The sequence below is a fragment of the Streptomyces sp. NPDC030021 genome (genome assembly GCF_055574035.1).
This window is the reverse complement of sequence record NZ_JBVIAH010000012.1, coordinates 81,409-103,411: the sequence shown is the minus strand read 5'-3', so window position 1 is coordinate 103,411 and position 22,003 is coordinate 81,409. Positions and strand designations below refer to the sequence as shown.

Genomic DNA, 22,003 nt, shown 5'->3' with positions numbered 1-22,003 from the left:
TTCTCCCTGGTCGGACCGACGGCAGTACGCTCGGAAGCGGGAAGCTTATTTCGCGAGGTAAGCATCTCACTCACTAAGTAACTTAGATCCTAAGGAGTATTTGGGTGCAGGGCAAGACCCGCCCCCCGGCCACGGCCGGCGAGGCGATTTCGCGCATGGACCAGTACGTCGCCCTGGGCATCGTCGGCCAGCAGGAGGTGGCGCAGCTGCTCGGGCTCAACGTCACCGACCTGACCTGCCTGGGCCACATCCTGGGCGCCGGGGACACTCCGCTCGCCGCCGGTGACCTCGCCGGACTGCTGGACCTCACCACCGGAGCCGTCACCGGGGTGCTCAACCGCCTCGAACGCGCCGGATACGCGCGGCGCGTCCCCGACCCCGCCGACCGGCGCCGGGTCCGGGTGGTGGCCGACCCCACGGCCGCCGCGCGGGTCGTCGCCGTGTACCAGCCGATGTACGACCGGCTGGCCACCCTCTTCGCCGACTACACCCCCGACGAGATCGCCGTGATCGCCGACTGGTTCGGCCGCGCGGCGGTCGAGATCCGCGCGCACTGTGCGCAGGTGCGGTCCGGGGAACTGACCGCCGACGGGGCTTAGGCCGTCTCTTTCGGATCTTGCCTGGCCCGCAAGATCCGAAAGAGACGGCCTGGGCCCCGCTGGTACCATGGGCGGTTGACCATCTACTTCTTTCCCCTCCTTCTCTCTGTTTCGAAAGGTCCTGCATGAGGAACCCGTCAGCTCATGGGCGCTTCGGTGTGAAGGGCGGTGCCAAGGCCGGTGCCCGGACCCCCGCCAAGGCCCCCCGGACCCTCGGCCCGCAGGGTGAGTTCACGATGCACGCGCCGAAGGAGCCGGCGCTGGCGCCGGTGGAGTCCTTCGCCGAGCTCGACCTGCCCCTTGAGCTGGTGGAGACCATGGCCTCGCTGGCCGTGACGGAGCCGTTCCCGATCCAGGCCGCAACGCTCCCGAACGCGCTGGCCGGCCGGGACGTCCTCGGCCGCGGCCGGACCGGCTCGGGCAAGACCCTCGCCTTCGGCCTGGCGCTGCTGGCCCGTACGGCCGGGCAGCAGGCGGACCCGAAGCGCCCGCTGGCGCTCGTCCTCGTACCGACGCGTGAGCTGGCGCAGCAGGTGACCGAGGCGCTGGAGCCGTACGCCGCGGCCCTGAAGCTGCGGATGGCCACCGTGGTCGGCGGGCTGTCCATCGGCCGCCAGGTGAGCTCCCTGCGCACCGGCGCCGAGGTCGTGGTGGCCACCCCCGGGCGGCTCAGCGACCTGGTGGGACGGCGGGACGTACACCTGGAGCGCGTGAAGATCACCGTGCTCGACGAGGCCGACCAGATGTGCGACATGGGCTTCATGCCGCAGGTCACCGAGATCCTGGACCAGGTGCACCACGCGGGACAGCGGATGCTGTTCTCCGCGACCCTGGACCGCAATGTCGACCAGCTCGTCCGGAAGTACCTGAAGGACCCGGTCTCGCATTCCGTCGACCCGCAGGCGGGCGCGGTGTCCACGATGGACCACCACGTGCTGCACATCCACGCGGCCGACAAGGTCTCGGCGGCGACCGAGATCGCGGCCCGGGACAACCGGGTGCTGATGTTCCTCGACACCAAGCACGGGGTCGACCAGTTCGTGAAGCACCTGCGGGCCATGGGCGTGCGGGCGGAGGGCCTGCACAGCGGCAAGTCGCAGCCGCAGCGCACCCGGACCCTGGCGCAGTTCAAGACCGGGGCCGTCACCGTCCTGGTCGCGACGAACGTCGCCGCGCGCGGCATCCACATCGACGACCTCGACCTCGTGGTCAACGTCGACCCGCCCGCCGACCACAAGGACTACCTGCACCGCGGTGGCCGCACCGCGCGCGCCGGCGAGTCCGGCCGGGTCGTCACCCTCGTCACCCCGAACCAACGCCGGGACATGGTCCGCCTGCTGGCCGACGCCCGGATCCGGCCGACGATCACGCAGGTGCGCTCGGGCGAGGCGGCACTGACCCGCATCACCGGCGCCAAGGCCCCCTCCGGGGTCCCGCTGGCGGGCTCCGCGCCGACCGACGCCAAGGGCAAGCCCTCGGGCTCGGACCTGGCCTTCCGCGGCATGGGTACCCGCCCGGGCCGGGGCAAGGAATCCCGCAAGACGATCGAAGCCCGCCAGCAGGCCGAGGCCCGCCGCGCGGCCCGGGTGCGCCGGGGCGTCTGACACGCGTACGCCGCACCACACCCCCGGACCGGATCCGGTCCGGGGGTGTGGTGTCAGCCCCTGTGGCGTCAGCCCCTGCGGTGTCAGCCCCTGCGGCGGCGGTTCCGGGCCACGATCGCGCGGGTGACCACGGGGGGGAGCAGGTCCTTGGCCAGCTTGCGCCAGCGGACGCCGGGCCTGCGCGCGGCGGCGGGAGCGGGGACCGGCGCCGGCGCCGGTTCCGGCTGCGGCGCGGGGTGCAGCAGCTGCGGGGACGCGGGCGCGACCACGCCCTGGTCCGCAATGCGTACCAGGGGGCGGCCGTCGATCACCTCGACGCCGTGCCAGAGGTCGGTGCGCTCCTCCAGCCACGCGAGCAGCGCCGCCTGGTGGGGCGCCGGGTCGCCCCAGGTCGCGTAGAGCTTCGAGGGCGAGATGCAGATGGGGTGCAGTTCTCCCGTGCCCACCGCGGTCCAGACGGCGGCCGCGACGCCGGGGGTGTGCTCGGAGCGGTAGTCGTCGAACGCCACCACGGCATCCGGGGCCGCGACGAGACGCGAGGACGCGATGTCCGTGGCGACGTGCTCGTAGAGGTGCGAGGCGTCGATGTGCACGAATCGGCAGCTCGCCGGCTTGACCTCGTCGGCGACGACCGAGGTGGGGGCCTGGATCAGCGTGGGCAGCGCCTCGTGGAAGGCCAGGTAGTTCGTCTCGAAGCCGCGCCGCGTCAGCGTGGGGTAGGACTCGCGGTTCTCGGCGATGTTGAAGTCGTCCGTCGCGGGCGAGTCGAACAGGTCGCAGACGGTGAACTCCTCACCGGGCCTGAGGTACCGGCCGAGAAAGATCGCGCTCTTCCCCATGAAGGCGCCGAGCTCCAGCAGGTCGCCCGGCTGCCCCTCGCCGCTGTTCTGACGCGTCAGGAACCAGTCGAAGAGCACCTGGTCGTACGCCGAGAACCAGCCTTTGACCTCGTCGTACGTGGTGGGGACGAGCGGGGCCTGCTCACCGTCAGGGGTCGTGACGGAAGCTTGTGAAACGTGCGACACGGAGAGTCATCCTCCAGCGAAGTGGCATCGGTCTTCACGCTGATACCCGGCCGGGTAACGGCACCCTAAGCCCTGAATGGGCGTGTGACGAGTGGTGAGCGGGATTGACCTGTGATTCCTGCGCTTCCTGTGCGGCGTACGCCTGCGATGCGCTCGGACCTCGGTCCGGCGGCGCAGCCGCTGGACGGCGGCGGCGGCGTCGGCGCTCGGGCGGCCTGGCGCCGCCGGAAGCGGATCTCCTCACTCGTCGAGCGGCAGCTCCAACAGTTCTTCCGGCGGCTGGAAACCGGCGCGCCGGTAGAGAGGGCTGCTGCGATCCGACGGCCAGACGATCAGGGTGTCGAATCCGGCGCTGCGTGCGTGCAGTTCGAGCGCCTTGAGGAGCGCCGAGCCGGTTCCTTCGTTCCGTTGGGGCGGTGTGACGAAGAAGTTCGTCACGTAGCCGATCGGGGCGTTGTCGCCGTAGGGCTCGGGCATCCTCTCCACCGGGCAGAGGAAGACGTGACCGCAGATGCCGTCTCCGGTCTCCGCGACCCAGGCCAGCCAGTGGCCGTTGCCGAGCCGCTCACGGATCCACCGTTCGGCCTCTTCCAGGGGGCGTGCCGGAGCCGGCGGCCGCCCTTCGTGGTCCTCCTGCTTGAACGTCCAGCGCAGTTCGGCCAGTTGGCGCGCATCGGCGGGTCAGGCCGGCCGCACGGTGAAGTCTGTGGTCATGGGGCGAGTTTGCCCGTCGCGCCACGGCGGACGGCATCCAGAGCAGCGGCCTCGCCGCATGAGCTGGTGCGGAAGACCCACTTCCGATGCGCGCCCGGTCACCCGCGCGGACCGCCCGACCCGCGCCCTCGGCGAACCAGAGCGCCGCGAGGCACCCGGCGGCGGCCACGGTGAACGCGGATACGGCGAGGACGAGTTGGCGCACGCCCCGAGGCTGCGTCCGCGAACGCCGGGGCGGACACGTGGTTTCCGGCACACCGCTCGGGCCGGCCCCGATGCACACGGTGGCCAGGTCAGACCGGTTCCTCGACCAGCCCGAAGCCTTCAGGGAACCCCCGCAGGAACTCACGGCGCGCGGGATCGTCCTCTTCCTCGGCCATCTTCCCGAGCAGATCGACGAACTCGCCGCGCTGCTCGCCCGACAGCCGGCTCATCAAGTGGCCCACCCACTCCAGCATTCTGACGGCGTCGTCCTGATCCATCTGCTCGTCGTCGCAGCCCTCGACGAAGCGCAGAACATCGACCAGGGCCTCCGTCAGAGCACGGGTCAGCGACGGGTACACGGGCATGGATACAGCCTCCCACCAGGCGGATTGCACAGTGCGGCCATCCCACCACACCCCACCGACAGGGCCCGTGTCCGGGCGGGGGGTCACGGGCAGGGGGAAGAAGCAGCAGTGCTCCGCTGCCGGTTCAGACCGCGGTGCTGCGGCGCAGGCGGTCGGCGGCCGCGTTGCGGACGCGGCGGGTGCGGGCGTCGGCGGCCAGGAGGGTCAGGGCCTCGTACGAGGTCAACAGGCGGGCGGCGGTGCGCTGGCACCAGTCGGAGGCGGCGGTGAGCTCCTCGGCGGACCAGGGCTCGCCGCGGGTGGCGGCCTCGAGCAGGATCCACTCCCGCAGCCGGCGCTCGGGGAAGGGCCGGCCGGCGAGGGCGGCGGCCATGGCCCGGGCCCAGGCGGGGAACTCCTCGTCGGCGAGCAGCTGTACGGCTCGCCGGTCGAGGTGGGTGACCAGCGCGCTCTCGGCCATCACCCGGTCGGGATCGCGCAGCACCTCGGCCACGACCTCCGCCTCGCTCTCCGCGCCCGGGCCCGGCGCCGCGGCCAGGGACTCCAGGTGGCGGGCGTAGCGCCAGTGCTCGGGGGGCGCGTCGGCGTCGGGGCCGTTCATCGGGTCCCGCGCCGGTATGCCGGTGGCGGGTCGCTGCTGCTCGTTTCCTCTCCCCATGGCACCCATTCCACACGACCTCCCCGAGCGGCCGGTGGTCAGGGTGCCGTCAGGGCCTGTTCAGCGGTGCGGGGCCAGCATCAGTGCCTCCGCACCGACCGGTCGGTAACCCGCGGCCTGGAAGGCCCGGATGCTGCGCGCGTTGCCGGTGGCCTGCTGGGACCAGACCGGCTGCCCGTCGGGTACGAGGTGGCGGGCGGCGCGGGCCAGCTCCCGGCCCAGTCCGCGGTGGCGCACGCCCTCGTCGACCTCGACCGCCGCCTCCCAGCGGCCCGCGACGCCGCGGCCGAGGACGAGGACTCCCCCGGCCGCCGACCAGACCCGTACGCCGTCACGGCGGCGCAGGGCCCTGCGGACGCGCGGGTGGTCGGGGTCGGTCGTCTCCACGAGCTCCAGTGCCGGTGCGCCGGGCAGCGGGCCGGCGACGGTGAGCAGGTCGATCGTGTCGGTGCCGCGTCCCGTGCGGTCGAGCAGGGCGGCCAGGAACCGGGGGTTCATGGTGGCGGCCAGCGCGTCGCAGTCGAGGGCTGCGAGGGTGGCGTGGACCCAGTCCGGGTCCTCGTCGGTGAACACCACGGAGTGCGCGGTGAAGGCGATGACGCCCGCGTCGCGCCGGTGTTCCTGCGGACCACGGTGGTGCGGCCGTCAGGTGGCGGGAACCGCCCCTCGGCCGCCGCGCCCAGGATCTCCGTCAGCGTCCGTCCCATGACCGTCAGACCTGCTCGAAGCGGAAGGACTTGATGAAACAGTCACGGGGCTGGCCGATCGCGAAGAAGATGCAGTCCACCAGCGACTGCGACGTGAGCGGGTCCTTCGCCGTGCGCGGCGCGTCCTCCCAGGACTGCGACAGCGGGTCGTGGTTGTCGAAGTCGGGCGGGTAGAGGGAGATGACGCGGACGCCCTGGTCGCGCAGCCTGCGGGAGAGGATCTCGGTGAAACCGGCCTGGGCGCTCTTGGCGGCGTAGAAGGCCGCGTGCGCGTCGGATCGGTGGTGGCCGGTCTCCCCGCAGCCGGAGACCATGGTGACGATGTCCGGCTTGGCCGACTTGAGGAGCAGCGGGAGGAAGGCCTTGGTGGCCAGGACGGTGCCGGTGGCGCCGGAGGCGAGGGTGTCGGTCACGTCCTCGTCGGAGGCGGACAGCAGGTCCGTGCCGTGCTGGTAGCGCGAGCCGTTGTTGACGAGCACGTCTATGTGGTCGGTGCGGGCGGCGACCGCGGCGGCGAACTCCCGTACGGACGCGGGATCCGTGAGGTCGCAGGCGTAGGCGTGGACACGGTCCGCGTCATGGCCCTGGGCGAGGATCTCCTCGCGGACGCGCTCGGCGGCTTCGAGGGTGCGGGCGGAGAGGTGGACCTCGGCGCCCCTGCTCGCGAAACGGAGGGCGAGGGTACGCCCGAAGTCGCGTCCGGCGGCGGTGACGACGACGCGGTGGTGCTCCAGTGCCATGTCTGCGCTCCTGATTCGTGGTCTGTACACATGATCTCAGGTGCGGTGCGGTGCGGGGCAAGGCGGTCGGGCCGGGGGGAACGGCGGAGAGCCGGGCCGTTCGGGGCGACCGGCGGCGTGGACACGGACGCGTACCGGCTCTCCGCGCGACGCCTCAGACGTCGCCCGCCTCCTGCTCGGCCTCCGGCAGCGGGGCCCCGGTCTCCAGCAGGGTCTTGAGGCTGGACGCGAGCATCGGCCAGGCCCGTGCGCACATGCCGATCAACGTTCCGCCGGGTTCGAAGTCCTCGTGCAGGATGGTCAGCCGTGCGAGGGTGTCGCCGACGGGCTCGATCTCGTACGTCACCTTCGTACGGCGCTCCTTCGCCAGTTCGGCCCGCAGTTCCTCGCCGATCCCGACCGAGGCCGCCCACTGCGGGGTGAAGGTGTGCCAGGTGTAGGAGAGCAGGCGGTCCGGGACGCAGCCGAGGACCACCTGTTCGGGGTCGCTGGTACGGGCCCCTCGCTCGATCCAGTCCATCGGCGAGCCCACCGCCCAGTCGGTCTCGAAGCTCAGGCCCCAGTACCGGCGGGTGAAGGCGGGCTCGGTGAGGGCCTGCCAGACCCTGTCGGGGTCGGCCTGGATGTACAGGGTGTAGGTGATCGCGCTGTCGCTCATGGCCCCATGCTGCGGGACCGCGGACCGAGGACGCCGGATTTCCCGATCATGGCGGTGGCCGCGGGGCGGGGCCGTACTCCCGCCCGCGCCGCCCCGGACCGCGGTCACGCCACGTGGAAGGCGAGCCCGCACAGTCCGAGGCCGCACTGCGCCGCGGCCCGGCAGGCACGCAGCGGGCCGTCCAGGACGCTCTCGCGGGGCTCGGTGTCCAGCCAGACCTGCCGCTGCACCCGCTCCCGCTCTCCGGGAGCGAATCCGAGAGCCCGCTCCACCGCGGGCAGCGCCCCGCGCACCTCGGCGGCGCTCAGCACGAAGTTCCCACACCAGCCGGGCAGCAGGGCCGCGCGCTCGGGGCCGATGGCGTGGAACAGCGCGCTGACCGGGTACGCCTTGCGCTGCACCGACACGAACATCAGCTCCTGGTCCGGCTGCCGGTCCCAGATGCCGTCCACGAACGGGAACTCGCACAGGTCGTCGACGTGGCGGCCGGGGCGGGTCAGGTCCTGGAAGGAGCGGATCGCCTCGTCCTCGGCCGGGGTGCCGGTCCACCATGTGCGGTGGTCGGGGAGCGGGGCATGCTGCCAGGCCGCCCAGCGGCGGCGGGCCCGCGGGCACGTGCGGTCGGCCTCGATGGCCGCCGCCGTCCGCGGCGCCAGGGGGTGTCTTGTCGATCGGGGCGGATCAGGGAGCGGTGGCCGGTGCCATGGGGTCTCCCCAGGCCCGCCAGGGCCGAGGGGAAGGATCGCAAGGCGGACGAGGGAGGCGACGCGGAGCGTCGCCGACCGAGGACAACGCGGCGAGGCGCGGTGCCGGCCACCGCGAGCCCGCCCTGATCGGCAAGACACCCCCCAGGTTCGCGATTACGGAGTCCTCGTGGCAGCTGATCGACCAGGCACTGGTGAATCCCATGCCGTCGACGGTAGGAGGCGCCACTGACATCTCAGCGGAGCGCGGCCTCCCCGGGGAGTTCCGTGGGCGGGGTGCGGGCGGGGACGGGGAGGCCGAGACGGGCGCGGGCGGCGTGGACCGCCGCGAGTTCGTCGTCGCCGGCCCGCCCCCAGTCGCTCAGTTCGCGGACCTGTTCGGGAGTGGCCAGCAGGCGTGCGTACTCCGGGTCCGCTCCCGGGGGGAGGCCGGTGAGGCGGGCCGTGGTGCGGGCGTGGGCGCCCTGCTCGCCGTGCCGGTAGCCGAGCGGGACCGCGCCCTCGGCGGTTGCGGCCGTCGGGGGCGGGAGGTGGGCGGCGCCGGTGGCCCGGGAGATCAGCAGCAGGACCCGGCCGTCGGGGGCGAACAGCCAGGCCGACAGGTCCCGTACGGGCAGCCGCTCCGGGACCGGGCCCGGGTGCCAGGCACCGTGCTGCGGGATCCGCCGGGTGCGCAGGACCCCGAGCCGGTCGAGGGCGGTCGGTGCGGTGGGGCGGCCGTCCTCCAGCAGGGCGGTGCCGGAGCCGTTGACGCGGGCGCGCAGGGCGGACAGTGCGCGGCGGGCGTCGCCGGGGTCCATCAGGGCGGGCAGGTCGGCCGGTTCGGCGAAGTGGATGCCGGTGATCTCCTGGGCCGGGAGGCGGACGGCCTCGATCCGGTCGGGGGTCCAGGTGCCGCCGTCGTAGACGTGCAGGATCTCGCCGGGGAAGCGCATCTCGGGCGGGAAGCCGGGGGTGTCGGCCGGGATCCAGTCCACGGCGAGCCCGCGCGGGTAGCGGCCGTCGACGCCGAGCTCCTCGCGCAGCTCGCGGGCGGCCGCCGCGGACGGTGCCTCGCCGGCGTCCACGGCCCCGCCGGGGAGCAGCCGGTCGGCACGGTAGTCGACGCTCTGGACGAGGATCCGGCCGCGGGTGTCGGTGACGAGGACGACGGCCGCGGTCCAGACGGCGGCCCGCGAGGCCCCGTACTCCGCCGGGGTCATCCAGGTCCCCGTCCGCTCCCGCTCGTGTTCGTCGATCGCGCTCTGGTCGGTCAGCTGCGGCATCGGACTCCGTTCACCGTGGGTGGACCTGCCGGCCTGTGCAACAGCGGTCACGGCTCCCGGGTTACGGCGATCCGGCCGCCCTCGGCGACCCGGCCGGCCCGCACCGGCGCCCCCGCGCCTTTGCCACCCCTATACCTCCTTATTACTTGGTTATGTACTCCCTGGTACGTTCCGGATGCGGACTGGCGGCCTGAAAGCCGCCGGTCCGACCAGTCTTCACGCACCGCACGCACCGCAGGCACCGCACGCACGGACCGCCCGCACGCACGGACCGCCCGGACCGCCCGGACCCAGGAGAGACCCACACATGCGACGCGCCTCCCCCACGGGCACCGGCACCCCGGCGGAACCCGGCAGGAGGTGGACCGCGACGGACATCGCCGGTGCGGCCGCGAGCGCCGCGGTCGTCGGCCTCGGCGGGCTGTGCGCGCGGGAGACGATGAAGACCCGTTGCACCCCGCCCGACCGTGTGACGTGCGGCGCGTGAGGGGCCTCGGTGCGGGGGCGGCGGCCCCGGCCGGGGGGTCCGGCGGCCGGCTGGCGGGGGTCGACGCCGTACGCGGACTGGCCGTCCTCGGCATGTTCGCCGTGCACGTGGGCCCCGGCCCGGAGCCGGAGGGCGCCGGCTACCTCCTCGTCGCGGCCGACGGGCGTGCCCCGGCCCTCTTCACCCTGCTCGCCGGCTTCTCCCTGGTCCTCGCCCAGCGCGGGCTGGACCCGGCGCAGCGCCCGCAGGGCTGGGCGCGCCGCTGGCGCCCCCTGCTGATCCGCTGCGCCCTGCTGGCCGTTCTCGGCGTGTGGCTGGCCTCGCTCTGGCCCGGGATCCTGGTCATCCTGGCCTTCTTCGCCGTGTACTTCCTGGCTGCCGAGCCCTTCACCCGGCTATCCACCCCGGCGCTCACCGCCGTGGCGGGCGTCTCGGTGGTCGCGGGCCCGCTGCTGTCGTTCCTGCTGGGCCCGGTGTTCGGGTACGAGGCGTCCGGGCGCGGGCTGGTCCCCGAGGCCGCCGATCTGGCCAGTTGGTCCGGGCTGGGCGCGGTGCTGCTGGAGCTGCTGCTCACCGGGGCGTATCCGCTGGCCACCTACTTCCCGTACGTGCTGGCCGGGATGGCGCTCGCCCGGCTGTGCGACGTGCGGCAGCGGCCGGTGGACCGGCGGATGGCGGTGTGGGGCACGGTGGCCGCCTTCGCCGGATACGGCTCCGCGTGGCTCGCGAGCCATGTGTTCGGCGCCCGGCAGCGGTTGCTGGAGGCGATCGCCGTGCACCATCCGGAGGCCCTGGCCGCGGCCGATCCCGTCCGGGAGGTGCTGCAGGGTCAGTACGGCGCCGTGCCCAGCACCTCCTGGGACTGGCTGCTGGTGGCCGATCCCTACAGCCAGACCCCGCTGGAGACCCTGGGCAACGCGGGCGTGGGCTGCGCCCTCATCGGCCTGTGCGCGCTCGCCGCGCGGCACGGGACGGGCGCGCGGCTGCTGCGGCCGCTCACGCTGCTCGGGGCGATGGCGCTGAGCGCGTACGTCGTCCACGCGCTGGTGCTGGCCGGTCCGGCGCACGGCGCCGCGTCCTGGTCCGCCTGGCTGGCCTTCAGCGGCGCGGCCCTCGCCCTGACCTGGGCCTGGCAGCGGATCTGGGCCGAGAGCCCGCTGCGCCGGGGCCCGCTGGAACACCTGCTCCGGGTGGCCACGCGGGGGCGTGGCCGGGCCTGAGCACGCGCCGTCACCCGTCCGTGTGACCGGTTCGGCTCGCGCGGCGCCGGTACGGCAGGGTGGGCGGATGCAGCTGCGCCTCGCCCTGCCCCTGGCCCTCGCCGCGCTCGTAACGGCCACCGGGTGCGTGACGGTGCCTCCCGCCGCTCCGCCGGACGCCCCGCGGCAGGCGCCCGGGGCGGCGGCGCGTACGCAGGACCGGCAACCGACGCCCCTCGCACTGCCGTTGGGCCCGCTTCCGACCTCGCCCGAACCCGCCTCCCCCGCCCCATCCTCACCACCCGCACCACCCGCTCCGCGCGTGGTCCCGGAGGCCGGGCCGGCACCGGTACCGGTACCGGCCGACGCCGAGCGGCCGCGTCGCCCGCGCCGGGCTGACGCGAAGCCCCCGCGCCCCCGGCGGCCCGCCCAGCAGGCGAAGCCCGCGGCCCCGGTGAAGCCCCGCAAGCGGCCGCCGGCGGTGGCCAAGCCCCGGCCGGCGCCGCAGGGTCCGTACGACATGGCCTCCCTGTGCGAGGCGGCCAAGGGCACCGTGCATCCGTCCATCGTCGCCCTCTGCCACTGAGGGCGGCGGGTATCCGGGGGCTTCCGGGCCGGCTGTCCGCACACTCCTCTCGTTCTCTGAGCTCGGGTCATGTCCGGGCGGGCTGCGGCGATACCCTCGGAGCCGCGGAACGGACGACACGGGGAGCCAAGAGCATGTACGACGCGGGGCCGTCGGCGGTGGATGCCGTGCGGGCGCTGAAGGAGCTGGCGCGGGAGCGGCCGGACGAGCTGGAGCTGTTCGAGGGGTACACGGACGCGGAGTTGGACGGCTGGGCCGTGGCGGTGCCCGAGGAGGTGCGGGGCGTGCTGCGGGAGATCGGCGGCCTGGAGACCGAAGACCACGAGTACCGCTTCGGGCCGCGCGGCCGTGAGGTGTTCGCGGACGGCTGCTGGACCCTGGGTGAGACGGACTTCGGCGAGGGCTCGCTGATCGTGGGGGTCGGGGCCGCCCGCTGGGGGCCCGTCGTGGCCGTCAACCCGTGGGGGGCCGACCCCGATGTCACCATCGAGGCACCGGACTTCACCGCCTGGCTCGCCGGGTTCGCCGAACGGTTCGCGGACGGGGTGGTGGACCGGCCGAAGGGGAAGTTCTCCGTGCCGGCCACCTCCACCGTCGCACTCGCCGAGGGAGGCGGGGGAGATGAGGCGGGCGAGGGGGGCGAGGGGCTCGACCGCGAGCTCGCCGCGCTCGTCGGACGCGGCGACTCGCTCACCGATCTCGTCGACCTGCACGGCCTGCCGGGCTATCCGTGCGCCGTGGACTGGGAACCGTACTTCTCCACCTTCCACAACACGGCCGACACCGGAAGCAGCGAGGTCCAGTTCCAGATCGTCGGTGAGGGCCGGGCCCTCCTGCTGCGCAGCGTGGTCAGCGGGGACTTCCTCGGCCGGGCCGTGCGCCGCCACCGCGTGCCGGCCGATGCCGCCCGGCGTGCCGTGGCCGAGCTGCGGGAACTGGCCGATGGCTGCCCCGGCTTCGTCGTGCTGGACGCGGGCTGCGCCGACTCCGTCATGGACGGCTGGGCGGTTCCGGTCCCCGAGGAGGTCCGGGCCGTGCTCCGGGAGATCGGCGGGGTGACGATCGCGGGGCTTCCGGCGCTGCGGCTGCTGCCCGGGGCGCCCGAGCACGCGGTGGACCCCGAGCTGCACCGCATGCTGGGCGGCGACGGCTCGTACTGGCCGCTCGCCCGGATCAGCCACGGGCGCGGCCACGCCCTCGCGCAGGTCCGCATCGACCCGGCGACCGGCCGGTGGGGGTACGTCGTGTCCGTGCCCGGCGACGGCGAGAGCCTGCGGGAGTACCCGGAGCTGGCCCTGCTCGCCGAGTCCCTGCCCGACCTGCTGCTGACCCTCGCACGGCTGGCCCGGCGGGCCGCGGCGGGGCCCGGCTTCGCCGCGCGGATGGCCCGGGACACCCGGTGGCTGTTCCCCAACACCGGCGAGCCGTGGCCGCGGCCCGCCCCGGTCGGCGAGTGGGCCGGTTCGGCGGACCCCCTGCTCGCGGCGGCCACCGAGCTGCCGGACGGGACGCACGCCGCCGACCTGCGGGCCGTGCCGATCCCGAGCGACCTGTGCTTCTACCGGGCGGCCGGCTGGCCGTACGCGGCCCGGCTGGAGCGGCTGCACTTCGCGGCGGCCGGCCAACTGGCCGCAGCGGTGCCGGTGCCCGCGCCGGTGCGGGTCTCGGGCTGACGGCCGCGCGGCCCCCGGCGGCCGGTTCATCCGACCGGCCCCGGCCCGCCTGCCCGGGGGTGGCGGGCGGGTTCGCTTGGATGGGCGGACCGGGCCCGACCGGAGCCCCGGACAGCCCTCCACCCCCAGGGAGTCGCCATGACGAAGATCGCCCTCTTCGGCGCGACCGGCACCGTCGGATCCCGGGTGCTGCGCGAAGCACTCCGGCGCGGCCACGAGGTCACGGCCGTCGTCCGCGATCCGGCGAGGCTCACGGACCCCGTGAGCGGGGCCGGCGCCGACGCGATCGTGGTGGTGCGCGGCGATGTCCTCGATCCGGCGTCGGTGGCCGCGGCGGTGGCCGGGCACGATGTGGTGGTCAGCGCCTTCGGCCCCGGCCGCGGGGACCCGACCGCCCTCGTGACCGCCGCGAAGTCGCTGATCGGCGGGGTGCGGTCGCTCGGTACGGACGTTCCCGCGCCGCGGGTGGTCATCGTCGGCGGGGCGGGGTCGCTGCGTACCCCCGGCGGCCCGCTGGTCCTGGACGAGGCCGGCGTCCCGGCGGCCGTCCTGGCGGTGATGCACGCCCACGCCGAGGCCCTGGACTTCCTGCGCACGGTGCCCGTGGAGCAGGTGCGCTGGACCTGCCTGAGCCCGCCCGCGCACATCACGCCGGGCGAGCGTACGGGCACCTACCGGCTGGGCCTCGACGGCCTGGTGGTCGACGAGGAGGGCCGGAGCCGGATCTCGACGGAGGACTTCGCCGTCGCCCTGGTCGACGAGATCGAGCGCGACGCGCACGCGGGCCGGCGGTTTACCGTCGCCCACTGAGCGGCCGGGACGGCGTGCGGAAGGCGTGCGGAAGGCATGCGGAAAGGGTTATTGGGTGGATGCGTCCGGTCGGGTTACCTACAGTGACGGGCACCCGATGTCGAGCAGGAGCGGATCATGCGCATCCACTATCCCCGTACGCCGCACCTCCCCTGGTCCCCCGGGGCGGCGGCGGACGATGTCCGGGCCGTCGGACTGGGGGGATTGGCCGGGCGCGAGGTCGTGGTGACGGAGAAGCTCGACGGAGAGAACACCACCCTGTACGCGGACGGCCTGCACGCGCGCTCGCTCGACTCGGCGCACCACCCCTCGCGGGCGTGGGTCAAGGGCCTCCAGGGCCGCATCGGCCCCGGGATCCCGGCCGGGTGGCGGGTGTGCGGGGAGAACCTCTACGCCCGGCATTCGATCCCGTACGAGGAACTGGACAGCTGGTTCTACGGGTTCTCGGTGTGGGACGGGGAGCACTGTCTGGACTGGGACCGGACCGTACGGTTCCTGCGTGGCCTGGGCGTGCCCACCCCGCGCGTGCTGTGGCGGGGCACCTTCGACGAGCGGGCGCTGCGCAGGCTGAAGCTCGACACGGCGCGCCAGGAGGGGTACGTCGTACGGACGGCGGCCGGTTTCGCGCGCGAGGACTTCGGTCGGAGCGTGGCCAAGTGGGTGCGGGGCGGCCATGTGCAGACGAGTACGCACTGGATGTTCGCGCAGGTCGTGCCGAACGGGCTCGGGCCGGCGGCCCCGTTGTGGGCGGTGCGCTCGGGGGCCGAGGCCGATGTGCCCGGGCTGTCCGCCGCCCTCGGGATGAGCGAGGCCGACACCACCGACACCACCGGAGCCGCCGACGCGGACGAGGTCGCCGAGGTCACGGCGCGGATCGACGGTGCGGGGCGGACCGGGGAGGACCGGCTGGCCGGTGTCCTGGCGGCCGTGCTCCGCCGCGAGCCGCGGGCGCGGATCGCGGCGCGGATCGCGGCGGGCCCGGGCGGGATGGGGCTCGCGCGGCGGGTCGCGGACCTGGTGGGGCTGTACCCGTACCTGCAGCGGCCGTTCCCGGACGAGGACCGGCGGGCCGGGCTGGTCCGGATGGCCGCGGCGGCCGATCTCGGCGTGCTGCACGCAGTCGCCGGGGCGCTGGCGGACGGACCGGCGGCGCGGGAGTGCGCGGAGTGGTCCGCGCTGTGCGCCGAGGAGGCCGGGTTGCTCGGCCCGGATCCGCTGGAGGCGCTGCGGGCCGGGCTGGGCGAGGCGCTCGCCGGGCTGGGCGCGGAGGCCGCGGACCGCTGCTGGGCGGAGGCGCGGCGGGCGTTCGCGCAGGGCAGGATCTCGGGTTCCGCGGTGGAGGAAGCCGTGGCGGCGACGTGGCAGTGGCGCGAGGGAACGTTTCCCCGGATGGTGCAGCTGTGCGGGCCCTCGGGCAGCGGGAAGAGCACCTTCGGACGCGAACTGCCCGGTGTGGACGCGTACATCAGTCTTGACGATCTGCGCACGGCCAGGGGTTCCCGTGCGGACCAGGGGGCCAACGCCGAGGTGCTGAGCGAAGGCCTGGACCGGCTCGACGCGGCCCTGGCCCGCGGCGGGACGGTGGTGTGGGACGCCACCTCGCTCACCGACCAGCAGCGCGGCCTGGCGGGCTCGGTCGCACGGCGCCGCGACTCGCTGGTCACCCACGCCGTGGTGCTGGTGGAGGAGGCGGAGCTGGTGCGGCGCAACGGCGTGCGCCCGCATCCGGTGCCGCCGCAGGTGCTCACCTCGCAGGTGCGCCGGTTCAGCCCGCCGTACGCCGGTCAGGCGCACCGGACGTGGTACATCGGTGCGGCCGAGGTCGTCGAGGACACGGCGGGCGGGCTCACGGCCGGACGCGCGGACACCCGGCAGGGGCAGGCACAGGAACTGGGACGGGGACGGGGACGGGGACGGGGACAGTACTGATGCGTACCAGCGAGGAGCTCTACCACCAGGTCCGCTGGGACTCCCGGTTCGATCCGGCGCGGTTCGTGCTCGGACTGCTCCAGCGCGGGGCCGCGCCGAAGCGGGTCCCGCTGCCCTCCTTCGTGCCCGGCGGCGACATCCCCTGGCACCGGGTGCTGTTCGTCGAGGCGGACGGTGAGCTGGTGTGGGACCGCGCCACGGGCGTGGACCGCATCGATGTCACCGCGGCGGGCCGGGTCCGCGATCCGCGGCTGCTGCGGGCCCCGTTCTTCACCGCCCGGACCCCGCACGCGTGGGACCCGGCGGGCGGCGGCGCCTGGCGGCCCGCCGAGCCGGTGCCCGGCGGCGGGACGGCCGCCGCCGTGCCCTCGGTGCGGCTGCTGACCTGGAACACACTCTGGGACCGGTACGACGCCCCGCGCATCTCCACCGCCCGGCGCAGGCCGCTGCTGCTGGCCGATCTCGCGGCCGCCGATGCCGATGTCATCGCGCTGCAGGAGGTCGAACCCGAGCTGCTCGGCATGCTGCTGGCGGCGCCATGGGTGCGGGCCGCGTACACCCTCGGTACGGATCCGGGCGGCCGGGACGTCGCCGAGTGCGGGCTCCTGGTGCTCAGCCGGCTTCCGGTGCGGGAGGCGGGCATGCACCTGCTCCGCCCGCACAAGGCGGTCACCGCCGTCACGGTGGACACCGCGGCCGGCCCCCTGGTCGTCGCGAACACCCACCTGACCAGCGACCACACCGAGAACGGCGACGTCCGGCGGGTCGCCGAACTGACCCGGCTCGCCGAGGGGCTGGGCGGCATCGAGGCCGGGGTGGCGCTGCTGGGCGACTTCAACGACGGCCGCCACGGCGTCGAGGGTCCCGCGGCCGCGCTCGGCATGCGGGACGCCTGGAGCGACGTCCACGGGGCGGCGGACGACACGCCGACCTTCGACCCGGCGGCCAATCCGCTGGCCGCGGTGGGCTCGCTGTCGGGCCGGTCGGCCCGGCTGGACCGGATCCTGCTGCGGTCCATGACGGCACGGGTGGCCCGGGCCGCGCTGCGCGGCGACTCACCGGCCCCTGAGGGGCTGTTCATCTCCGACCACTTCGGTGTGGAGGCGACGGTGGAGTTCGGGGAGCGTGTCGGGGCGCCCGCGCGCCTCGGCGTACCGGCGACGGCGCGGACGTCGGTGGCATGGCTTCCGCCGCCCCTGCCGGAGGCGGTACGGGAGCTGCGCCGCGAGCTCGACCCGCAGGCCGGGCGCTGGCCCGCGCACGTGAACCTGCTCTTCGGCTTCGTGCCGGAGTCCTCCTTCGCCGAGGCGGTGCCGCTCCTGGCGGAAGTGGCCGCCGCGACCGGGCCGTTCCCCGTCCGGCTGGAGGGTGTGCACAGCTTCGGACACCGTGAGGACGCGACCGTCTGGCTGGACCCGGCGGCGGCCGGTGAGGCGCCGTGGCAGGAGCTCCGGCGCGCGCTGGCGGAGCGGTTCCCGGGCTGCCGGGGGCGTACGGGTGACCACCACGGCTACACCCCGCATCTGACGCTGGGGCGCAGTCAGGACCCGCAGCGCGCCGTCGCGTCCTTCGCGACGCGGCTCGGCGGCCCACTGGCCGCGCGGGTCGGGGAACTGGCCGTGCTCTCGCGGCGCGGGGACGGGCCGATGCGGGTCCGGGCGACGGTGGCACTGGGGACGGGCGAGGTCCGCTGGGAGCCGGAGACAGAGACGGTCCCGGATCCGGAGACGGAGACGGAGACGGCGGACCGGACCGGGCCCGGGCCAAGGCGGCCAGGGCCCGTGATCCGGGAGGAGGACGCCGAGTCGGTCACCGGCCGCGTCCGGGCCGCCCTGGGCGACGCGCAGGTGCACCTGGCCGGGTCGCGCCGCATGGGCTGTGCGCTTCCGGAGTCGGACCTGGACCTGGTGGCCGTGCTGCCGGGTCCGGCCGATGTGGCCCTCGTACGGGACCGCGTGGCGGCGGCGCTGCCCGAGGCGGGGCGGCTGCGCGAGGTGACGGGGGCGCGGGTGCCGGGGCTGCGGTTCCGCGTCGGCGGGCTGTCGGTGGATCTGGTCACGGTGGCCACCGACGGGCCGGCTCCGGCGCACGCGGTGGCACGGCGGGCCGAGCTGGGCGAGGCGGCCGCGCTCGCGCTGAGCGCGGTCGGCGACGCCGATGCCGTACGGGAACGGGTGGGGGCGGAGCGGCATGCCGCGTTCGCCGGACTGGCGCGGCAGGTGAAGGTGTGGGCCCGGGCCCGGGGGCTGGACTCGGCGCCGTTCGGCGGGCTGCCCGGGCTGGCCTGGGCGGTTCTCGCGGCGCGCACGGTGGAGGAGGCCGGGGCGCTGCCGCCCGATGCCCTGCTGCGCGAGTTCTTCGGCAGGTGGGCCGCCTGGGACTGGCGTGTGCCCGTCTCGCTGTCGGCGGCGGGCCCGGACGGGGCGGAGGAGGGGCCGGCCGCGGTCACGGTCCTCACCCCCTCGGAGCCGGTGCGCAGCTGTACGGCCCAGGTCGGGCCGGGCCTGCGCGACCTGCTGGTCCAGGAGTTGTACGCGGCCTGGGAGCTGCTGGAGTCCGGCCCCGCGGACTGCGCGTGGGCCCCGGGGCCGCCGCCGCTGCACCGACGGCACGCCGCCTGGGCGGTGGTGACCGTACGGACGGCCTCCGAGGGCGAGTTCGAGGAGACCCTGGGCCGGGTGCGGGGGCGGCTGCGGGCCCTGCTCGGCGCGCTGGAGGAGGCCGGTGTCACGGACGCGCACGCCTGGCCCCGACCCTTCGCGTCGGGCCCGGCCCTGGCCCGCTACGCGATCGGCCTCGGCGTCGCTCCCCCGGACGCGACGCGCCTGGCCGCCCTGGCCGGCCCCTGGCGGACCGGCCTGCCGGGGGTCGAGGTCTCCTGGGCGGCCGGCGGCGAGGTGCCGGACCTGGTGTGAGGGTGAGGGGAGACGGGTGAGGGGAGCGGCGTCCGGGGGCGGCGTCCGGGGGGCGTACGCCACGTGGGTCAGATCTCGATGATGATCTTCCCTGCCGTGTGCCCGCCCTGGCTCAGCTCGAAGGCGGCCGCCAGCTCGCCCAGCGGGAAGGTCGTGGCGACCGGCACCTTCAGCTTTCCGCTGTCGGCGAGCCGGCCCAGTTCGGCCAGATCGCTGCCGACCGGCCGGACCCACATCCACTCGCCGCCCGCCCCGAGCACACTGGGGTCGGCGATGGAGGCGTGCCGGCCGTCGTCGTGGAGCACCTCCCGGGTGACGGCGCCGACGCCACCGACGAAGTCCGCGACGACCGTGGGACCGTCGGGTACGAGGGCCCGTACCCGCGCGGCGAGTCCGTCCCCGTACTCGATGGGTTCGGCGCCGAGTTCGCGTACCCGGTCGTGGTTGCGCGGGGAGGCGGTGCCGATGACCCGGGCACCCAGTGCGCGGGCGATCTGCACGCCGAAGGAGCCGACCCCGCCCGCCGCGCCGTGGATGAGGACGGTGTCGTCCTTGCCGGTGCCGAGGCGGGTGAGGAGCTGGTAGGCGGTGAGCCCGGCGAGGGGGAGTCCGGCGGCCTCGGCCCAGTCGAGCGAGGCGGGCTTGTGCGCGAGGGCGCGTACGGGCACGGTGACGAACTCGGCGAAGGTCCCGCCGTGCACGTAGTCCTTGCGGGCGTACGCGATGACCTCGTCGCCCTCGGCGTATTCGGGGGTGTCGATGCCGACCCGCTCGACGGTGCCGGACACGTCCCAGCCGGGGACCACCGGGTAGACGACGTCCATCAGGGCGTCCAGCCCGCCCGCCATGATCTTCCAGTCGACGGGGTTCACGGAGGCGCACCTGACCCTGACGAGGACCTCACCGGGTCCGACCTTGGGCACCGGCAGCCGGGTCTCGGAGAGCACCTCCGTCCCGCCGTACGTCTCGTACGCCATCGCCCGCATGCTTTCCTGGCTGCTGCCGCCCGACTGGGACATGTACCCGACCTCTCCGTGTGCTGGTGGAACCCGCCCCCGGCCCATCCCACCATGCACGAAGCGCCCGCCCCACGAAGCGGGGCGGGCGCGGCGCGGCGCGGCATGGCGCGAGGGGGGCTCACTCGTACTCGGTGCCGCCCTTGCGGGTCAGGTACGCCGGGCTGACCGCCTTGGCGATGGCGCGGCCGCCCACGACCGGGCTGTACCGTTCCGCCGACGGCCGGATGACGACGCCCTCGCGCAGGTGCGCGGCCTTCCCGGACACGGTCTCGCGGCCGCTCGCCAGCTCCAGCACCTTGTCGAGGTCGTACGGACCCTCGTACAGCCGCGGTACCAGCGGAAGCTCACCGTCCGTCAGCACGGCGGCCGGGTCCAGCCAGCGTGTCTGCCCGTCGATCTCCGCGGAGACGTCGAAGACGGCGTATCCGGGTGGCGTGTCGGCGGTGCGGACGTCGGTCCCGTACGAGAGGTCCTGGACGCCCTTGCCGTACACCTCGCCGAAGATCCCGACCCGGGTCGCCCCGAGGCGGTCGGCCAGGGCCGCCGCGACGGCCGCCACGTCGTGCCCGTGTACGGCCCGCCAGTAGAGGTTGCGCTCGTCCTCCTTGAGCGCCAGCCCCTTCGAGCCGAACCCCTTGGAGGAGACGAAGGACCGCTCGCCCTCGGCCACGTACGTGAACAGGCAGGCGGTGCCGTGCAGTTTCTCGGTGAGGACGACCGGCTCGCCGGGCTCGAAGATGTGCGGGTAGCGCTGGAGGTTCTCGATGTCGACCCACGGCATCAGGTCGGCGGCGGCTTCGACGTCACCGCTCATGGTCGTGGGTATGGGCGGGGCCCATTTGGTGATGCCGAGCAGCTCCGCGAAGTCCGTCCCCTCCTCGGCGGCCCGGGCCAGGTCCACGTCCGCGAGCGCGCGCGGCCTGCACACCAGCCCTTGCGAGAGTTCGCCGCGGAGCCGGACCGCCTTGACCCGGTCGGCGGAGCCGCCGGCGAGCCGCCCGGTGAGGCCGAGCTCCTCGATCAGATCCGCCGGGAGCACGGCCTGTTCGGGGATGTAGACCGCGAACTCGCCCGTACGGTAGGCGCCCTTGGCGATCACGGCGCGGTAGAGGCCCACCTGGGCCAGTTCCAGCGCATCGGCGTTCGGGTGCTCATGGACGGTCAGTTCTTCGGCGGTGACGCGCAGGGTCGACATGGGACGGCTCCAACAGTGGTCAGGGACACGGACGACGCCCGGTGGTGCGGCGCGTCGGTGAAGACCACTCTGCTTCCCGCCATTTCCGCTGGTCCAGCGAATATCACGGTGTTAGCCTGCGGGCCCCGCCCGGGCGCCCCGGCGCCTTTCTCCCACGTTCCGCGTTCCACGTTCCATGTCCCACAGGAGGCTCCCATGTCAGCTCGTCCGGTCACCGTCGTCACCGGCGGCAGCAGGGGCATCGGTGCCGCGACCTGTCTGCGGCTGGCCACCGACGGGCATGATCTGGTGCTCGGTTACACCCGCGACACGGCGGCGGCCGCGGCCGTCGCCGAGCGGGTACGGGCCGCCGGGGCCCGCTGTGTGACCGTGCGCGGTGACATCTCCGAGGAGTGCGCCGTCGAGCGGCTCTTCGACATCGCCGGCGCCGAACTCGGCAGGGTGACGGGGCTGGTGAACAACGCCGGGGTGACCGGCCCGCTGGGCCGGCTCGCCGATGCCCGCACCGAGGACCTGCGGCGGGTCGTGGAGGTGAACCTCCTCGGCTACCTGCTCTGCTGCCGCCGGGCCGCCCGGGACATGGCGGAGGCCGACGGCGGGGCCATCGTGAACGTCTCCTCCACGGCCGCCACCCTCGGCAGCCCCGGGGAGTACGTCCACTACGCGGCGACCAAGGCGGCCGTCGACGCGCTCACCGTGGGGCTCGCCAAGGAGCTCGGCCCGGACGGGATCCGGGTCAACGCCGTGGCGCCGGGCATCATCGAGACCGACATGCACGCGGCGATGGGCGATCCCGACCGTCCGGCGAAGGCCGCGGCCGGGATCCCGCTCGGCCGGCCCGGACGGCCCGACGAGATCGCCGGGGCGGTCGCCTGGCTGCTCTCCGCGGACGCCTCGTACACGACGGGCACCGTGCTGCGGGTCTCCGGCGGCCGCTGATCCGCGCG

General features: G+C 74.5%; 20 protein-coding genes and 1 pseudogene. 10 read left to right on the top strand and 11 right to left on the bottom strand.

Annotated features, from left to right (window positions below):
• Window positions 1-104: 104 nt before the first annotated feature.
• Both ACZ4YL_RS23680 and ACZ4YL_RS23675 read left to right on the top strand, forming a co-directional pair.
• On the top strand, window positions 105-599 hold the full coding sequence (locus ACZ4YL_RS23680; RefSeq protein ID WP_468119102.1) for a MarR family winged helix-turn-helix transcriptional regulator: 495 nt from the start codon (window positions 105-107) through the stop codon (window positions 597-599).
• 125 nt (window positions 600-724) lie between these two features.
• Complete coding sequence (locus tag ACZ4YL_RS23675) at window positions 725-2,203, top strand: DEAD/DEAH box helicase (protein WP_384827669.1); 1,479 nt, start codon at window positions 725-727, stop codon at window positions 2,201-2,203.
• A gap of 83 nt (window positions 2,204-2,286) precedes the next feature.
• On the opposite strand, the gene ACZ4YL_RS23670 is transcribed toward ACZ4YL_RS23675, so the two are convergent.
• From ACZ4YL_RS23670 to ACZ4YL_RS23630, 9 genes and pseudogenes are all read right to left on the bottom strand, one after another.
• Window positions 2,287-3,228: a class I SAM-dependent methyltransferase gene (locus ACZ4YL_RS23670; protein ID WP_468119100.1), complete on the bottom strand. Its 942-nt coding sequence runs from the start codon at window positions 3,226-3,228 to the stop codon at window positions 2,287-2,289.
• 240 nt (window positions 3,229-3,468) lie between these two features.
• Window positions 3,469-3,882 carry a GNAT family N-acetyltransferase gene (locus tag ACZ4YL_RS23665; protein WP_468119319.1) on the bottom strand — a complete coding sequence of 138 codons (414 nt, stop codon included), beginning with the start codon at window positions 3,880-3,882 and terminating at the stop codon, window positions 3,469-3,471.
• Window positions 3,883-4,235: 353 nt separating this feature from the next.
• Window positions 4,236-4,511: a hypothetical protein gene (locus tag ACZ4YL_RS23660; RefSeq protein WP_468119099.1), complete on the bottom strand. Its 276-nt coding sequence runs from the start codon at window positions 4,509-4,511 to the stop codon at window positions 4,236-4,238.
• A 124-nt stretch (window positions 4,512-4,635) separates the two neighbouring features.
• The gene (locus tag ACZ4YL_RS23655; RefSeq protein WP_468119097.1) at window positions 4,636-5,169 is read right to left on the bottom strand and encodes a hypothetical protein; all 534 of its coding nucleotides are present in this window, start codon (window positions 5,167-5,169) and stop codon (window positions 4,636-4,638) included.
• A 60-nt stretch (window positions 5,170-5,229) separates the two neighbouring features.
• Window positions 5,230-5,876, bottom strand: a pseudogene (locus ACZ4YL_RS23650) (GNAT family N-acetyltransferase).
• A gap of 5 nt (window positions 5,877-5,881) precedes the next feature.
• Complete coding sequence (locus tag ACZ4YL_RS23645) at window positions 5,882-6,616, bottom strand: SDR family oxidoreductase (protein WP_468119096.1); 735 nt, start codon at window positions 6,614-6,616, stop codon at window positions 5,882-5,884.
• A 154-nt stretch (window positions 6,617-6,770) separates the two neighbouring features.
• Window positions 6,771-7,274, bottom strand: coding sequence for an SRPBCC family protein (locus tag ACZ4YL_RS23640; protein ID WP_468119094.1), 504 nt, complete (start codon window positions 7,272-7,274; stop codon window positions 6,771-6,773).
• A 104-nt stretch (window positions 7,275-7,378) separates the two neighbouring features.
• The gene (locus ACZ4YL_RS23635) at window positions 7,379-7,726 is read right to left on the bottom strand and encodes a hypothetical protein (protein WP_468119093.1); all 348 of its coding nucleotides are present in this window, start codon (window positions 7,724-7,726) and stop codon (window positions 7,379-7,381) included.
• Window positions 7,727-8,214: 488 nt separating this feature from the next.
• Window positions 8,215-9,243: an NUDIX domain-containing protein gene (locus ACZ4YL_RS23630; protein ID WP_468119091.1), complete on the bottom strand. Its 1,029-nt coding sequence runs from the start codon at window positions 9,241-9,243 to the stop codon at window positions 8,215-8,217.
• 307 nt (window positions 9,244-9,550) lie between these two features.
• On the opposite strand from ACZ4YL_RS23630, the gene ACZ4YL_RS23625 reads away from it, so the two are divergent.
• From ACZ4YL_RS23625 to ACZ4YL_RS23595, 7 genes are all read left to right on the top strand, one after another.
• The gene (locus ACZ4YL_RS23625) at window positions 9,551-9,730 is read left to right on the top strand and encodes a hypothetical protein (protein WP_468119089.1); all 180 of its coding nucleotides are present in this window, start codon (window positions 9,551-9,553) and stop codon (window positions 9,728-9,730) included.
• Complete coding sequence (locus ACZ4YL_RS23620; protein ID WP_468119087.1) at window positions 9,727-10,950, top strand: DUF418 domain-containing protein; 1,224 nt, start codon at window positions 9,727-9,729, stop codon at window positions 10,948-10,950. Before ACZ4YL_RS23625 ends, ACZ4YL_RS23620 begins: the two co-directional genes overlap by 4 nt.
• A gap of 67 nt (window positions 10,951-11,017) precedes the next feature.
• A complete protein-coding gene (locus ACZ4YL_RS23615; protein WP_468119085.1) occupies window positions 11,018-11,515 on the top strand; it encodes a hypothetical protein in 498 nt (165 codons plus the stop codon).
• A 134-nt stretch (window positions 11,516-11,649) separates the two neighbouring features.
• Window positions 11,650-13,188 (top strand): hypothetical protein, encoded by a 1,539-nt coding sequence (locus ACZ4YL_RS23610; protein ID WP_468119083.1) that lies wholly within the window; start codon window positions 11,650-11,652, stop codon window positions 13,186-13,188.
• 138 nt (window positions 13,189-13,326) lie between these two features.
• Window positions 13,327-13,998: an NAD(P)-dependent oxidoreductase gene (locus ACZ4YL_RS23605; protein WP_468119082.1), complete on the top strand. Its 672-nt coding sequence runs from the start codon at window positions 13,327-13,329 to the stop codon at window positions 13,996-13,998.
• A gap of 117 nt (window positions 13,999-14,115) precedes the next feature.
• Window positions 14,116-15,927: an RNA ligase family protein gene (locus ACZ4YL_RS23600; protein ID WP_468119080.1), complete on the top strand. Its 1,812-nt coding sequence runs from the start codon at window positions 14,116-14,118 to the stop codon at window positions 15,925-15,927.
• Window positions 15,927-18,842 carry a poly(A) polymerase gene (locus ACZ4YL_RS23595; protein ID WP_468119078.1) on the top strand — a complete coding sequence of 972 codons (2,916 nt, stop codon included), beginning with the start codon at window positions 15,927-15,929 and terminating at the stop codon, window positions 18,840-18,842. The genes ACZ4YL_RS23600 and ACZ4YL_RS23595 overlap by 1 nt, the downstream gene beginning before the upstream one ends.
• Before the next feature lie 68 nt (window positions 18,843-18,910).
• On the opposite strand, the gene ACZ4YL_RS23590 is transcribed toward ACZ4YL_RS23595, so the two are convergent.
• Both ACZ4YL_RS23590 and ACZ4YL_RS23585 read right to left on the bottom strand, forming a co-directional pair.
• On the bottom strand, window positions 18,911-19,828 hold the full coding sequence (locus ACZ4YL_RS23590) for an NADP-dependent oxidoreductase (RefSeq protein WP_468119317.1): 918 nt from the start codon (window positions 19,826-19,828) through the stop codon (window positions 18,911-18,913).
• Between the two features lie 151 nt (window positions 19,829-19,979).
• Window positions 19,980-21,056 (bottom strand): RNA ligase (ATP), encoded by a 1,077-nt coding sequence (locus ACZ4YL_RS23585; RefSeq protein WP_468119076.1) that lies wholly within the window; start codon window positions 21,054-21,056, stop codon window positions 19,980-19,982.
• 195 nt (window positions 21,057-21,251) lie between these two features.
• On the opposite strand from ACZ4YL_RS23585, the gene ACZ4YL_RS23580 reads away from it, so the two are divergent.
• Complete coding sequence (locus ACZ4YL_RS23580) at window positions 21,252-21,995, top strand: SDR family NAD(P)-dependent oxidoreductase (protein ID WP_468119075.1); 744 nt, start codon at window positions 21,252-21,254, stop codon at window positions 21,993-21,995.
• Window positions 21,996-22,003 lie beyond the last annotated feature (8 nt).